We start from the raw sequence: 13,798 nt of genomic DNA, 5'->3' as shown, positions 1-13,798 counted from the left end.
GCCTGATTCACGCCGACCTGCGGTGCGCCCGTCGCGGCGGGGAGGATTCCAGCCAGGCCTGCAGTGCGGTCAGCGCCTCGGGCGGCATCCCCAACTCGTAGGCGCCGCCGTCGCCGTCGGCCCCCGGCGCCAACTCGATGATCACCATGCCGTCGAGGATCTCGCGCTCGGTGCCGCGCGGCTCCCGCTTCGCGACCACCGTCATGGCGCTGCGGATCAACGTCACCGTCGGTCCCCGCCAAAACGTCACCAGCCGGTAGTAGACGAGCGTGTTGTCACCGTAGTGAGCCGATCCGTGCCGCCACCCTTGATCCTCGGCGGCCGGAATCGGCCGCAACAGGATCGGCGTACCCGTGCGCCTCATCTCGGACAGGCGGTAGACGGCGGCCGCGGCCACCACGGTGGCGACGACCAGGGCGATGGCCAGCACGATGACGCCGATGATCATCGGCCCGCGGCCTTCCTCGACGGAAGCGCCGAAAACACCAATCGCCCGAGAGGTGTCGGACACCTGTCGGGCGATTGGCGGAAAAGCACAGCTACCTGGCCAGCGCGGCGGCAGCGGCGAGTCGGGACTTGGCGAGTTGATGCGCGGCGCTGCCCGGCTCAGCGGACTCCAGCGCCGCCTCCTCGGCCGCCACGTCGACCGTGTGCGCCCACTCGGCCGTCTCCGCGAGGATCGTGACGACCTCCGCGGCAACCGAGAGGAACCCGCCGGTCACCGCTGCCACGCGGCGCTCGCCGCCGGCCTCGGTGATCGCGACGTACCCGCCCTCGGTCAGCTGACCGAGCAGAGGCGCGTGGCCCGCGAGAATGCCGACCTCGCCGTCGGTGGTCTGCGCGACGAGCAGGGTCGCATCGCCGGAGTACAGGCGCTCGTCGGCCGAGACGACCTCGACCCGAAAGCTCTTGTCCGCCATCGCCGTCCGCTACTTCCCGGCGATCTTGGCCGCTGCGGCCTCGACGTCGTCCAGACCGCCACAGCTGTTGAAGGCCTGCTCGGGCAGGTGGTCGAATTCGCCCTTGCACACGCGGTCGAAAGCCTCGATGGTGTCGGCGAGCGGCACCACGGAACCCTTCTGCCCGGTGAACTTCTCGGCGACGAGGAAGTTCTGTCCGAGGAACTTCTGGATGCGGCGCGCACGCGCGACGGTGACCTTGTCCTCCTCGGAGAGCTCGTCCATACCCAGAATGGCGATGATGTCCTGCAGCTCCTTGTACTTCTGCAGGATGCGCTTGACCTCGTTGGCGACGCGGAAGTGCTCGTCGCCGACGATCGAGGCTTCCAGGATGCGCGAGGTCGACGTCAGCGGATCCACGGCCGGGTAGATACCCAGCTGCGAGATCGGCCGCGAGAGCTCGGTGGTGGCATCCAGGTGGGCGAAGGTGGTCGCCGGCGCCGGGTCGGTGTAGTCGTCGGCGGGGACGTAGATCGCCTGCAGCGAGGTGATCGAGCGACCCTTCGTCGAGGTGATGCGCTCCTGCAGCTCACCCATCTCGTCGGCCAGCGTCGGCTGGTAACCGACCGCGGAAGGCATGCGGCCCAGCAGGGTCGACACCTCGGAACCGGCCTGGGTGAAGCGGAAGATGTTGTCGATGAACAGCAGCACGTCCTGGTGCTGCACGTCGCGGAAGTACTCGGCCATGGTCAGCGCCGAGAGGGCGACGCGCATACGCGTCCCCGGCGGCTCGTCCATCTGGCCGAACACGAGCGCGGTGTCCTGGAGCACGCCCATCTCCTCCATCTCGAGGTGGAGGTCGGTGCCCTCACGGGTGCGCTCGCCGACGCCGGCGAACACCGAGGTGCCGGAGAACTCGCGGGCGATACGGGTGATCATCTCCTGGATCAGAACGGTCTTGCCGACACCGGCACCACCGAACAGACCGATCTTGCCGCCCTTCACGTACGGGGTCAGCAGGTCGATGACCTTGATACCGGTCTCCAGGATCTCGGTCTTACCCTCGAGCTGGTCGAACGCCGGCGGCTTGCGGTGGATGCCCCACTGCTCGCCGTCGCGGCCGGTGCCCGGCGCGTCCAGGCAGTCGCCCAGCGCGTTGAACACGTGGCCCTTGACGACGTCGCCGACCGGCACCGAGATCGGCTTACCGGTGTCGGAGACGGCAGCACCGCGGACCAGGCCGTCGGTGGGCTGCATCGAGACCGCGCGCACGACGTTGTCGCCGAGGTGCTGGGCGACCTCGAGGGTCAGGGTCTTGGCCACTGCCTCGAGGGCGATCTCGCAATGCAGCGCGTTGAACAGGTCGGGGATGGCGCCGCGCGGAAACTCGACGTCGACGACGGGGCCGATGACGCGGGCAACGCGGCCCACGCCGGCACCCGACTTCGCGTCGGCCTTGTCCGATACTGCTGCGGTCATGGTGTTTCTCTTTCCTCGGTAGTCGTGGGGTCTTAGTGGGCCAGTGCCTCGACGCCGCCGACGATCTCGCTGATCTCCTGCGTGATCTGGGCTTGGCGTGCCTGGTTGGCCTGGCGGGACAGGGTCTTCTCGAGCTCGGTCGCGTTGTCGGTGGCCGCCTTCATAGCCGTACGGCGGGCCGCGTTCTCCGACGCGGCGGAATCGAGCAGCGCGGCGAAGATGCGCGACGCGACGTAGCGCGGCAGCAGCGCGTCCAGCAGCTCCTTGGCCTCCGGCTCGAACTCGATCTCCGGGCCGACCTCGGCGCCGGTGTCGGTGTCGAGGATGTCCTCGCCGGTGTTGAACTGCTCGATCTCGAACTCGACGTCGATCGGGGCCATGCGACGCACCGTCGGGCGCTGCGTCAGCATCGACACGAAGCGCGTGTAGACCACGTGCAGCTCGTCGTAGCCGTCGACCTCGACGGTCTCGTTGCCCGTCGTGTCGGCGTCGAGCTCGACCTTCTCGTCCGAACCGGCCAGGAACGCGTCCACCAGGTGCTTGATCGCACCGGAGATGTCGGCGAACACCGGCTGCTGGGAGAACCCGGTCCAGCTGGCAACGACCGGCCGGTCGCGGAAGCTGTAGTACCCGACGCCCTTGCGGCCCATCACGTAGAGGACCGGCTCTTTGCCTTCCGAGCGGAGCAGCGCGATGAGCTCCTCGGTCTCGCGCAGCACGTTGGCGTTGTAGCCGCCGCACTGACCGCTGTCGGAGGTGACGACCAGGATCGCCGCCCGGCGCGGGTTCTCCCGCGCCGTGAGCAGCGGGGAGTCCAGCGACACCGAGGCGCTCGCCAGCGTGGTGACCACCTTGGTGATCTCCTGCGCGTACGGCCGCGCCGCGGCCACCCGGGCTTGCGCCTTGGTGATCCGCGAGGTCGCGATCAGTTCCTGCGCCTTGGTGATCTTCTTGGTCGACTGGATCGACCGGATCCGCGAGCGCAGCTCCCGAATGGTTGCCATTGCCCTACTTCTTCTTCTTGGTCACCCGGATGGTCTCGGGCTCGACTTCATCGGCGTCGAGGGCCGGGGCCTCCGGATCGTTGACGACGCGGGTTCCGTCGCTGGCGACGAAGCCCTCCTTGAAGTTGTTCGTCGCCTTGGTCAGCACCTCGATGTCGTCGTCGCTGAGCGCACCGCCGCCGGCGATGCTCTTGTAGACGCTCGCCGCGCTGTGGTGCAGGTCGGCCAGCAACTCGGCCTCGAAGCGGCGGATGTCGGCGACCGGGACGGAGTCCATGAAGCCCTCACCGCAGAGGTACAGCGACACGATCTGGTCTTCGACCGACACCGGGCTGTACTGGTCCTGCTTGAGCAGCTCCACCCAGCGGGCGCCGCGCTCCAGCTGCGCCTTCGACGCGGCGTCGAGGTCGGAGGCGAAGGCCGAGAAGGCCTCCAGCTCGCGGTACTGCGCCAGTTCCAGGCGCAGCGAGCCCGACACCTTCTTGAGGCCCTTGGTCTGGGCCGCACCGCCGACGCGCGACACCGAGATGCCGACGTTGATCGCGGGGCGCACGCCCTTGTTGAACAGGTCCGACTCCAGGAAGACCTGGCCGTCGGTGATCGAGATGACGTTGGTCGGGATGAACGCCGACACGTCGTTGGCCTTGGTCTCGATGATCGGCAGGCCGGTCATCGAACCGCCGCCCATCTCGTCGGAAAGCTTCGCACAACGCTCCAGCAGGCGCGAGTGCAAGTAGAAGACGTCGCCCGGGTAGGCTTCGCGGCCCGGCGGGCGGCGCAGCAGCAGCGAGATCGCGCGGTAGGCCTCGGCCTGCTTCGACAGATCGTCGAACACGATCAGAACGTGCTTGCCCGCGTACATCCAGTGCTGGCCGAGGGCCGAACCGGTGTAGGGCGCGAGCCACTTGAAGCCGGCCGAGTCGGACGCGGGGGCCGCGACGATGGTCGTGTACTCCAGCGCGCCGGCCTCTTCGAGGGCGGTCTTGACGCCCGCGATGGTGGAGCCCTTCTGGCCGATCGCGACGTAGATGCAGCGGACCTGCTTGTCCGGGTCGCCGGTCTTCCAGTTGTCCTTCTGGTTCAGGATCGCGTCGATGCAGACCGCGGTCTTGCCGGTCTTGCGGTCGCCGATGACCAGCTGGCGCTGGCCGCGGCCGATGGCCGTCATCGCGTCGATCGCCTTGATACCGGTCGCGAGCGACTCCTCGACCGGCTGGCGCTCGAGCACGGAGGCGGCCTGAAGTTCGAGGACGCGATCCGCCTCGGCCTCGATCGGGCCGAGGCCGTCGATCGGGGCGCCGAGCGGGTCGATGACGCGGCCGAGGAAGTTGTCGCCGACCGGCACCGAAAGCACGTTGCCGGTCCGCTTGACCTCCTGGCCCTCCTCGATGTTCTCGTAGTCACCGAGGATGACGGCGCCGACCTCGTCGAGGTCGAGGTTCAGGGCCACGCCGCGGATGCCGCCGGGGAATTCCAGCAGCTCGTTGGCCATGGCTCCGGGCAACCCGCTCACGTGGGCGATGCCGTCGCCGGTGTCCACGACAGTGCCCACCTCTTCGCGGGTGGCCTTCGTGTCCACCTCCTTGGTGTAACTGCTGAGCGCGCTCCGAATCTCATCGGAGGAGATGGTCAACTCCGCCATGTGCTTACTCTTCCTGGCTCTGGTGATCGGGTCTCGATCAAGGTTTGCGTTTGTGGACTTGTGTCAGGGCGTCGCGCTACCGCAGCCCGCGGCGGACTGCCGCGAACCGGCCGGCAACGCTGCCGTCGATCTGCTCGTCGCCGACCCGGACCACCACACCGCCGAGGAGGGCGGGGTCCACATCGACGTGAAGGGTGACCGGCGACCCGAGGTCTGCCTCGAGATCGGAGGCCAGCTTGGCCTGCTGTTCGTCGCTGAGCGCCGCGGCGGCACGCACGTGCGCGACGCGCCGCCCGTCGATCGCCGCTGCCGAATCGGCCAGCGCGGCGAGCGCGTCGCCCGGCGCCTGCCTGGCCCGCTCGACCGCGTCGACGGCCAGCTTCTCGGTAACCGGGTTGACCTTGCCCGCGATCAGGGAACGGAGCAGTTCGGCCCGGTCGGCGGTGCTGCGCGCCCGGTCCGACAGTGCCTGCTCCAGTTCGGGATCGCTGGTCACGATGCGACCCAGCCGGAACAGCTCGTCCTCGACGGCGTCACCGTTCCCGGCCGCCGCGGCCGAGCGCAGCAGCGCCTCGACCCCGAGGTCGTGCACCCCCGACACCAGGTCCGCTGAGGTAGACCACTCTCCGCCTGCGACCGCCGCGACGACGTCTCGGGTGGGCTCGCCGACTTTGCCCGCGAGAATCGTTCGGGCGACCTCGCCGCGCTCGGCGGGCGGAACCGCCGCCTCGGAGAGCGCGGACACCAGCGCCCGGTTCCCTTCGAGCAGACGCGACACCGCGAGCAGCTCGTCACCGGTCGTTGCGCCGCTGTCGGCGGAGTCGACCGCCGACTCGAGCACACTGCGGGCCCTGGCGAGGGCTTCGCGACTTGATGCTGCGTACATCTACCTCTTCGTTCCTGTCTCGTTGACGCGCCGGCCGCGACTACTTGGCGGCCGGGTCGATCTCGGCGAGGAAGCGTTCGATGGTGGCCGACTGGCGCGACGCGTCGCCCAGCGACTCACCGACCAGCTTCTCGGCCAGATCGATCGACATCTTCCCGACGTCGTTGCGGAGCTCGGAGACCACCTGTTGGCGCGAAGCCTCCAGCTGCTGGTTTCCGGCCGCGACGATGCGGTCGCTCTCCGCCTGGGCGGCCGCGGACGCGTCAGCGACGATCTGCTGACCCTGCGCACGCGCCTCCTCGCGGATCGCGTTGGCCTCCTCGCGGGCACCGGAGAGCTTCTCCCGGTAGGCCGCCAGCTCGGCGTTGGCCTGTGCCTGGGCGGCCTCGGCGCGCTCGATGCCGCCCTCGATCGCATCGCGACGCTCCTCGAGCACCTTCTGGTACCGCGGAATCACGAACTTCCAGAACACGAAGAAGACGAGGGCGAACGCGACCGTCGACCAAACGATGTCGTAGGTGTGCGGCAGAAGCGGGTTGTGCTGCTCGCCGTCCTCGGCTGCCAGCAGCAGCGTCAGTTCGGTTGCGTTGATCATGTCGATTCTCAGATCAGAAAATGAAGCCGGCGACGATACCGATCAGCGCCAGGGCCTCGGACAGCGCGATGCCGAGGAACATGGTGGTGCGGATCTGGCCGGACAGCTCGGGCTGACGGGCGATGCCCTCGATGGCCTTACCGGCCACGATGCCCACGCCGATGCCGGGGCCGATGGCGGCGAGGCCGTAGCCGATGGCGCCGAAGCCTTTACCGGTGATCTCGCTGGTCTCGGCCAGGGTCTGGGCGATGTAGCTCATCTTGCTATTCCCTTTCTAAATGGCTCCCCATCCGGGCGGATGAGTAGTCAGGTTCTTTGGTTGTTGGTTGGTCGGATGGTCAGTGCGCGTCCGCGTGGATCGACTGGTCGATGTAGACCGCCGTCAGCAGCGCGAAGATGTAGGCCTGCAGGGCGATCACCAGGAGTTCGAAGAAGGTGAACGCGACACCGACGACCAGGGCGGGCAGTCCGAACACGGCCATCCAGTTCTTCGCCTCGAAGAAGAAGAAGTGCGTGGCCGAGAAGAACAGCACCAGCATGATGTGGCCGGCGAGCATGTTGGCCATGAGACGGACGGTGAGCGTGAACGGCCGCAGGATGAAGGTCGAGATGAACTCGATCGGGATGAGCAGGAAGTGGATCGGCAGCGGCACGCCCGGAAGCACGGTCGACGCCTTGATGAACCCGAAGAAGCCGAACTTGCTGAAGCCGACCCACAGGTAGGTGACATAGGCGGCCGCGGCCATCACCATCGGGAACCCGATGCGGGCGTTCGACGAGATGTTCAGGAACGGGATGATCGAGGTGAGGTTCAAGAAGATCGTCGCGAAGAAGATCGTCGCGATGATCGCGAAGTACTTGCGACCGTTCTCCTTGCCCAGGATCTCCTCGGCGATCTGGATACGAACGAAGTCGAGCATGCTCTCGCCCACGTTCTGGATGCCGCGCGGAATCAGTCGAGGGCTGCGCATCGCGATGATGAAGAACAGCGACAGCGCGATGACGACGCCGAGGCGGATGAGCATGAGCCGGTCGAGTGCGAACGGCGTGCCTTCGAACAACACCTGCGCGGGAAAGAAATCGTCCAGCGTCGGCGGCTTGAACTCACCACTGGAATCGGCCATGAAGACGGTGATCAGCGTTCTCTCCCTGGTCGGGCCCGTCGGTCGCGGTTGCGACGCGGGTTCGATCGGACAATCCCGCATATGCGGGACACAGACAGGTATGGCGCTTCCGCCTGCGGATCGGCATTCGGGTGCGCGGCCATGTCCTGTTTGGTGTGATCAAAACCTTATCAAGTCCTGATCACGGGCATGATCACCGGGGTCAACTTCGTGGCGATCGGCGCCCTACGACACAGTGTAGTAGCTGGTAGGCGGCTTCGCCACTCGCCGACGGAGATCGGTGTCCCCGTCGCCGGAGCTACTTCTCCGGGGTTTCGTCGACGTAGGGCACGCGGGTCCGCAGCACGCCGTAGAACTCCGCGCCGAGCACGATCACGATGGCACCGATGAGCATGCTCACGAGTGCGCCCCGATCGTAGAAATCCATGTTCTTGATGACGGCCATCACGACGATGACGGCGACCATCTTCAGGAACCAGGAGCCCATGATGATGTAGAGCGATGTCGTCGGCGGCATATGCGCGGTGGCGAGCACGACCAGGATCGTGACGAGGATGAATCCACCGCCGACGGCGGCCCCGACCACGACGCCCCACAGCCCCGGCGTACCCGCCACCGGCACCCAGACCGCGAGGCCGAGGACGGTGAGAGCGACCAACCCGAAGACGCCGTAGCGCAGTCCGGCCTTCAGCGCGCCGAGCGGATCGGTCGTGGCCCGCAGGATGTCGGGGTTGTCGTCAGCCATGGGCACAGGCTAGCCGCCGCGATATCGCGACGACGAATCCCGCTGCTCCGCGGACTACGCGCTCACCCTGTCGCGCCGGACGATCCGCACGATCCGCGGAAGGAATGTGAAGGTCAGCGCGACGAGCAAGCCGGCGACGAAACACGGTCCGACGACGCGCAGCGGTGCGACGGTGCTCGCCGCGACCGACAGCGCCAGCACGCCGACCCAGAGGTAGATCAGCAGGGCGACCCGGGACTGCGAGTGCCCGAGCTCGAGCAGCCGATGGTGCAGATGCATCTTGTCCGGGGTGTAGAAGCCGACGCCGGCGCGGGTGCGGCGCACCACGGCCATCAGCATGTCGAGCATCGGGATGAACATGATCGCCGCGACGAGGATCAGCGGCGACAGCAGGGTGAACACGTCGGCCGTGCCGTAGGCGTTGGGCGAGATGCGCCCCGACGCACTCGTCGAGGCCGCGGCGAGCATGAGGCCGATGAGCATCGCGCCGGAGTCGCCCATGAAGATGCGCGCCGGACTGAAGTTGTGCGGCAGGAATCCCAGGCAGGCCCCGGCCAGGGCCACGGTGATGAGCGCCGGCGGGTAATAGCTGGAATCACCGCCGAGGTCGCGCAACTGACCGAGGGAGAACAGGCAGATCGCGAGCGCTGCGATCAGGCCCAGACCTGCTGCAAGGCCGTCGAGGCCGTCGACGAAGTTGATCGCGTTGATCGTGGCGACCGTGATCACGACGGTCAGCAGCCCCGCCTGCAGCGGGTCGAGCACCAGTGTCCCGACATTGCCGAACGGAACGTAGAAGACGTACCAGCTGACGCCCATGATCACGAGCACGCCGGCCGCGGTGACCTGGCCGACGAACTTGGTCAGCGCGTCCAGGCCCCAACGATCGTCGATGACGCCGACGAGGACGATGACCAGGCCGGATACGACGACGGCCATCATGTCCGGGGTATAGGCGAAGCCGCGGTTGAGCGCCGGCAGCTGGGCGGCCAGCGCGATGGCGGCCACCGCGCCGATGAACATGCCGATCCCGCCGAGGCGCGGGGTGGGAATCACGTGGACGTCGCGGGCGCGGGGAACGGCGACCGCACCGGCGCGGATCGCGAACACGCGGACCAACGAGGTCACCAGGAAGGTCACCGCCGCCGCCGTGGCCCCGACCAGGACCAACTCGCGCAGTGGAACCCCGGCCCCGGAAGAACCGCTCGTCGCTGCCAGGACGTCGATCACGTGCCCGCGCCCGCCAGCACGTCGAGGATCTGTGTCGCCAGCTCAGCCATGTCCGACTCGGTCTGTCCCAGCGCGGTCACCGTGGGGGTGCCGACTCGGATCGCCGAGCCGAGCGCGACCGGCTCGGGGTCGAAGGGCAGGACGGCCTTGTCGACGACGATGCCCGCCGCGCCGAGCGCATCGGCGGCCGCGCGACCGGTCAGGCCCAGCCGCGACACGTCCACCACCGCGAGATGATTGTCGGTGCCGGCGGACACGACGCGCAGTCCCCCGTCGGTCAACGCCGCGGCCAGTGCCGACGCGTTATCGACGACCTGGCGGGCGTATGCCCGGTACTCCGGCGTGGCCGACTCGGCGAACGCGACGGCCTTGGCGGCGACGGCGGCGAGAAACGGACCGCCCTGCAGGAACGGGTACACCGCGCGGTTCAGCGCCTCGGCGTGTTCGGACCGGCCCAGCACGACGCCGCCGCGTGGACCGCGCATGATCTTGTGCGTCGCGACCGTCACGACGTCGGCGTATTCGCCGGGCGAGGGTCCGATCCCCGCGATCGACAGTCCCGCGATATGGGCGGCGTCGACCCAGAGGATGCAGCCGGCCTCGTCGGCGATCGACCGCATCGCGGCGAGATCGATGTGCCGCGAGTAGCTCGACCCGCCCGCGACGAGGATGCGCGGACGGTGGAACAGCGCCATTTCGCGCACCTGGTCGTAGTCGATGCGCTCGGTGGACATGTGGACCTCGTAGGACGCCGGGGTGAACCAGCGGCCGGAGAAGTTGGCGCGCGAACCGTGCGTCTGGTGCCCGCCGTGTCGCAAGGCCAGCGCCAGGACGGCATCCCCGGGCTGGGCGAAGGCCGCGTACACGGCCTGGTTCGCCGAAACCCCCGACACCGGCTGAACATTCGCATACGGCATGCCGAACAGTTCCCGGGCGCGCGACGCCGCGAGCTCCTCGAGCTCGTCGGCCACTTCGCACCCACCGTGGTAGCGCTTGCCCGGATAGCCCTCGGCGTACTTGTCGCCGAATTCGCTGGCCAGCGCTGCCCGCACCGCGGGCGTGGACAGCGATTCGCTCGCGATCAGCGACACGGCTGCCGACCGGCGGGTCCGTTCGGCGTCGATCAGCTCGGCGACCCGCGGATCGGCGGCGCGCACCGGCTCGCTGCTCACGAGACGCCCCGCAGCTCGGCGACGTCGAGGTCGAGGACCTCGCCGATTCGTTCGGCACTGATCGCACCCTCGCGCAGAATCTTCGGGACCTCTCCGGTCACGTCGACGATGGTCGACGCCACGGCCGTCGCGGACGGTCCGCCGTCGAGATAGACCGAGACGCTGTCGCCGAGTTGGTCGCGAGCGGCGTCGACGGTCGTCGCGGGCGGCTGACCGGACACGTTCGCGCTGGAAACCGCCATGGGCCCGACTTCGCGCAACACCTCGATGGCCACCGGATGCAGCGGCATGCGCAGCATCACGGTCCCGTCGGTGTCGCCCAGATCCCAGGCCAGCGAGGGCGCCTGCGCCACGACGAGCGACAGCCCGCCCGGCCAGAACGCCCTGGTCAGTTCGCGAGCGGCGAGGGGCACCGACAGGACCAGGCCGTCGATCGTGTTCCACGAACCGACGAGAACGGGAACGGGCATGTCCCGGCCGCGACCCTTCGCGGCCAGCAGCGCGGCGACGGCATCGGCGTCGAAGGCATCGCAGCCGATGCCGTACAGCGTGTCCGTCGGCAGCACGACCAGCCGACCCGACCGGGCGCCCGACACCGCCGCGGCGATGCCCGCCGAGCGCGTCTGCGGGTCCGTGCAGTCGTAGACAGTGCTCACCGTTTCATCCTTGCACAGCGGTCACATATCGCTGCGCACCGGCGAGATCGGTGCGGGCGGTGATCGAGGTGAATCCGGTGGCTTCCAGCGCGGCGGCGACGGTGGGCCCGGTCGCGTCGTCGTGTTCGATGCCCAGCTCGGTGCCGGGGCGGCCGACGGCGCGCGCCGTCTCGAGCATCGGAACGATCACCGCCATGCCGTCGGCCCCGGCGAAGACGGCAGCGGGCGGGTCGGCCCCGACTTCCGCCGAGACCGCCGTCGGCACGCCGTCCGTGCGCGTCGGGACGTAGGGCGGATTGGCCACGACGAGGTCGAGCGCGGTCCCGGCCGGCCACCCGACGGCCCCGGCCTGATCGGCGATCGCGGCCCTCACCGAGGCCGGATCGGTGACATCGGCATCGACGACGACGACGCGCTGGGCCACCGGGAGCGGCTGGGCCGCGACGTTGCGCCGCAACCAGCCGCGCGCCTCGTCGTACAGCTCGACGGCGAGGACTCGCACGTCCTCGCGCGCCGTCGCGAGGCCGAGCGCGAGCGCGCCGCTGCCCGAGCAGAAGTCGGCCACCAGCGCGTTGACGGGTGCGGTGCGGATCGCCCATTCGAGGAGGAGTTCGGTCTCCGGGCGCGGGATGAACACGCCGGGACCCACCCGCAGTTCTACGGTCCCCGCTCCGGCGCCGAACTCGACGCGTCCGAGGATGTGCTGCAGCGGCTCGCGCGCCTCCCGTCGCCGCAGAAGTCGCTCGAAGCGCGCGGCGGCCTGGTCGCTCACCTCGTCGACCAGCGGCAGCCGCCCGCGGTCGATGCGCAGCGCGTGTGCGAGAAGCCAGTGCGCGTCGGCCCGCGGCGAGTCGACCCCGGCCTCGGTCAGCCGGGCGACCGCGTCGGCCTGCAGCCGGGCGAGCGATGCGTCCGGGCGCCCACCCACCGTCATCACTCCGCCGCGAGCCGGGCTTGCTTGTCAGCCTCGACGAGAGCGTCGAGCAGCGCGTCCATGTCTCCGCCGAGCACCGAGTCGAGGTTGTTGGCCTTGTAGCCGATGCGGTGATCGGCGATCCGGTTCTCCGGGAAGTTGTAGGTGCGGATGCGTTCGGAACGGTCGACCGTGCGGATCTGCGCCGCGCGCCCCTCGGCGGCGGTCGCGGCCGCCTCCTCTTCGGCTTGGGCCTGCAGGCGTGCCGCGAGCACCTGCATCGCGCGCGCCTTGTTCTGCAGCTGCGAACGCTCGTTCTGACAGGTCACGACGATTCCCGTCGGCAAGTGCGTGAGCCGGACCGCGGAGTCGGTGGTGTTGACGCCCTGCCCGCCCTTGCCCGAGCTGCGGTACACATCGACGCGGAGGTCGGAATCGTCGATGACGACCTCCTCGACCTCGTCGGGCTCCGGATAGACCAGGACGCCGGCGGCCGAGGTGTGGATACGGCCCTGCGATTCGGTCACCGGGACGCGCTGCACACGGTGCACGCCGCCCTCGAACTTCAATCGCGACCACACGCCGTCGCGCGTGGCCTGCGGCGCGCGGATGGACAGCGTGGCCTCCTTGTAGCCGCCGAGGTCGGACTCGGTGACGCCGAGAACCTGAGCTTTCCAGCCGTGGCGCTCGCAGTACTTCAGGTACATGCGGACCAGATCGGCGGCGAACAGGGCCGACTCCTCGCCGCCCGCGCCCGGGCGCACTTCCAGCACGACGTCATCGGCGTCGTGCGGATCGCGCGGGGCGAGGAGGTCGGTGAGCGCCGCGTCGAGTTCCGCCACCTGCTCGCGCAACGCGGGGATCTCCTCGGCGAAAGTCGGATCGTCGTCGGCCAGCTCGGTGGCGGCGGCGAGATCGTCGCGGGCCGAGGCGAGCTTGTTGTACGTCGACATGACCGGCCCGAGTTCGGCGAAGCGCTTGGCGACGCGCCGCGCGTTCGCCGCGTCGTCGTGCAGCGACGGGTCGGAGAGCTGCGTCTCCAATCCCGCGTACTCGGCGAGGATGTCGTCGATCGCCGACGGTTGCTCGGTGGCCATGGCTGTCTGCTTTCCCTCTCGTGGCTACTTCTGAGAACACCAACGGCGCCCGAGCGCGTGCCGAGGCACGCACTGGGCGCCGTGGGGGAAGCTAGCTGTCGGCGGTGGCCTTCTTCTCGCGCTTGCCGTAGCGCTTCTCGAAGCGTGCGACGCGGCCGCCGGTGTCGAGGATCTTCTGCTTGCCCGTGTAGAACGGGTGGCACTGCGAGCAGACTTCGACGTTGATCCGGCCGTCAGCCTTGGTGCTGCGGGTCTCGAAAGTGTTGCCGCAGCCGCACACGACCGTCGTGGCCACGTACTCCGGGTGGATGTCCTTCTTCATGGTGTCCCTTTCATGGTCGCCGGGTCACCCGGGC

Annotated in this window: 16 protein-coding genes; all 16 read right to left on the bottom strand. The window is 68.7% G+C overall.

Annotation, left to right across the window (positions count from 1 at the left end):
* Positions 1-7: 7 nt before the first annotated feature.
* The gene (locus GOARA_RS16750) at positions 8-511 is read right to left on the bottom strand and encodes a DUF2550 domain-containing protein (RefSeq protein WP_306302184.1); all 504 of its coding nucleotides are present in this window, start codon (positions 509-511) and stop codon (positions 8-10) included.
* Positions 512-539: 28 nt separating this feature from the next.
* A complete protein-coding gene (locus tag GOARA_RS16745) occupies positions 540-920 on the bottom strand; it encodes a F0F1 ATP synthase subunit epsilon (RefSeq protein ID WP_007323612.1) in 381 nt (126 codons plus the stop codon).
* A gap of 9 nt (positions 921-929) precedes the next feature.
* The gene (atpD, locus tag GOARA_RS16740) at positions 930-2,378 is read right to left on the bottom strand and encodes a F0F1 ATP synthase subunit beta (RefSeq protein ID WP_007323611.1); all 1,449 of its coding nucleotides are present in this window, start codon (positions 2,376-2,378) and stop codon (positions 930-932) included.
* Positions 2,379-2,410: 32 nt separating this feature from the next.
* Entirely contained in the window at positions 2,411-3,382 is a 972-nt protein-coding gene (locus GOARA_RS16735; protein ID WP_007323610.1) for a F0F1 ATP synthase subunit gamma, read from the bottom strand.
* A gap of 4 nt (positions 3,383-3,386) precedes the next feature.
* Positions 3,387-5,024, bottom strand: coding sequence for a F0F1 ATP synthase subunit alpha (atpA, locus tag GOARA_RS16730; protein WP_007323609.1), 1,638 nt, complete (start codon positions 5,022-5,024; stop codon positions 3,387-3,389).
* Positions 5,025-5,100: 76 nt separating this feature from the next.
* The gene (locus GOARA_RS16725) at positions 5,101-5,910 is read right to left on the bottom strand and encodes a F0F1 ATP synthase subunit delta (RefSeq protein WP_007323608.1); all 810 of its coding nucleotides are present in this window, start codon (positions 5,908-5,910) and stop codon (positions 5,101-5,103) included.
* A 40-nt stretch (positions 5,911-5,950) separates the two neighbouring features.
* Positions 5,951-6,505: a F0F1 ATP synthase subunit B gene (locus GOARA_RS16720; RefSeq protein ID WP_007323607.1), complete on the bottom strand. Its 555-nt coding sequence runs from the start codon at positions 6,503-6,505 to the stop codon at positions 5,951-5,953.
* 13 nt (positions 6,506-6,518) lie between these two features.
* A complete protein-coding gene (locus tag GOARA_RS16715) occupies positions 6,519-6,764 on the bottom strand; it encodes an ATP synthase F0 subunit C (protein ID WP_007323606.1) in 246 nt (81 codons plus the stop codon).
* A gap of 79 nt (positions 6,765-6,843) precedes the next feature.
* Positions 6,844-7,629 carry a F0F1 ATP synthase subunit A gene (gene atpB / locus GOARA_RS16710; protein WP_040523851.1) on the bottom strand — a complete coding sequence of 262 codons (786 nt, stop codon included), beginning with the start codon at positions 7,627-7,629 and terminating at the stop codon, positions 6,844-6,846.
* Between the two features lie 298 nt (positions 7,630-7,927).
* A complete protein-coding gene (locus GOARA_RS16705) occupies positions 7,928-8,374 on the bottom strand; it encodes a Cg1360 family ATP-synthase-associated protein (protein ID WP_007323604.1) in 447 nt (148 codons plus the stop codon).
* Positions 8,375-8,428: 54 nt separating this feature from the next.
* Positions 8,429-9,604 (bottom strand): glycosyltransferase family 4 protein, encoded by a 1,176-nt coding sequence (locus GOARA_RS16700; RefSeq protein ID WP_007323603.1) that lies wholly within the window; start codon positions 9,602-9,604, stop codon positions 8,429-8,431.
* Positions 9,601-10,776, bottom strand: a complete 1,176-nt coding sequence (gene glyA / locus GOARA_RS16695) for a serine hydroxymethyltransferase (protein WP_007323602.1) — start codon at positions 10,774-10,776, stop codon at positions 9,601-9,603. The genes GOARA_RS16700 and glyA overlap by 4 nt, the downstream gene beginning before the upstream one ends.
* Positions 10,773-11,432: an L-threonylcarbamoyladenylate synthase gene (locus tag GOARA_RS16690; RefSeq protein ID WP_007323601.1), complete on the bottom strand. Its 660-nt coding sequence runs from the start codon at positions 11,430-11,432 to the stop codon at positions 10,773-10,775. Before GOARA_RS16690 ends, glyA begins: the two co-directional genes overlap by 4 nt.
* A 4-nt stretch (positions 11,433-11,436) precedes the next feature.
* On the bottom strand, positions 11,437-12,366 hold the full coding sequence (locus tag GOARA_RS16685) for a N5-glutamine methyltransferase family protein (protein WP_007323600.1): 930 nt from the start codon (positions 12,364-12,366) through the stop codon (positions 11,437-11,439).
* A complete protein-coding gene (gene prfA, locus GOARA_RS16680) occupies positions 12,366-13,442 on the bottom strand; it encodes a peptide chain release factor 1 (RefSeq protein ID WP_007323599.1) in 1,077 nt (358 codons plus the stop codon). Before prfA ends, GOARA_RS16685 begins: the two co-directional genes overlap by 1 nt.
* A gap of 91 nt (positions 13,443-13,533) precedes the next feature.
* Positions 13,534-13,764 carry a 50S ribosomal protein L31 gene (rpmE, locus tag GOARA_RS16675; RefSeq protein ID WP_007323598.1) on the bottom strand — a complete coding sequence of 77 codons (231 nt, stop codon included), beginning with the start codon at positions 13,762-13,764 and terminating at the stop codon, positions 13,534-13,536.
* Between the last annotated feature and the right edge of the window lie 34 nt (positions 13,765-13,798).

Source organism: Gordonia araii NBRC 100433 (assembly GCF_000241265.1).
GTDB classification, from domain to species: domain Bacteria; phylum Actinomycetota; class Actinomycetes; order Mycobacteriales; family Mycobacteriaceae; genus Gordonia; species Gordonia araii.
This window is presented reverse-complemented; position numbering and strand designations above follow the sequence as displayed.

Excerpts from the sequence above, each read along its gene's own strand:
- atpD (WP_007323611.1), bottom strand. The coding sequence starts at position 2,378 with ATGACCGCAGCAGTATCGGACAAGGCCGACGCGAAGTCGGGTGCCGGC.
- GOARA_RS16705 (WP_007323604.1), bottom strand. The coding sequence starts at position 8,374 with ATGGCTGACGACAACCCCGACATCCTGCGGGCCACGACCGATCCGCTC.
- GOARA_RS16715 (WP_007323606.1), bottom strand. The coding sequence starts at position 6,764 with ATGAGCTACATCGCCCAGACCCTGGCCGAGACCAGCGAGATCACCGGT.
- GOARA_RS16720 (WP_007323607.1), bottom strand. The coding sequence starts at position 6,505 with ATGATCAACGCAACCGAACTGACGCTGCTGCTGGCAGCCGAGGACGGC.
- GOARA_RS16725 (WP_007323608.1), bottom strand. The coding sequence starts at position 5,910 with ATGTACGCAGCATCAAGTCGCGAAGCCCTCGCCAGGGCCCGCAGTGTG.
- atpB (WP_040523851.1), bottom strand. The coding sequence starts at position 7,629 with ATGGCCGATTCCAGTGGTGAGTTCAAGCCGCCGACGCTGGACGATTTC.
- atpA (WP_007323609.1), bottom strand. The coding sequence starts at position 5,024 with ATGGCGGAGTTGACCATCTCCTCCGATGAGATTCGGAGCGCGCTCAGC.
- prfA (WP_007323599.1), bottom strand. The coding sequence starts at position 13,442 with ATGGCCACCGAGCAACCGTCGGCGATCGACGACATCCTCGCCGAGTAC.
- GOARA_RS16735 (WP_007323610.1), bottom strand. The coding sequence starts at position 3,382 with ATGGCAACCATTCGGGAGCTGCGCTCGCGGATCCGGTCGATCCAGTCG.
- rpmE (WP_007323598.1), bottom strand. The coding sequence starts at position 13,764 with ATGAAGAAGGACATCCACCCGGAGTACGTGGCCACGACGGTCGTGTGC.
- GOARA_RS16745 (WP_007323612.1), bottom strand. The coding sequence starts at position 920 with ATGGCGGACAAGAGCTTTCGGGTCGAGGTCGTCTCGGCCGACGAGCGC.
- GOARA_RS16685 (WP_007323600.1), bottom strand. The coding sequence starts at position 12,366 with ATGACGGTGGGTGGGCGCCCGGACGCATCGCTCGCCCGGCTGCAGGCC.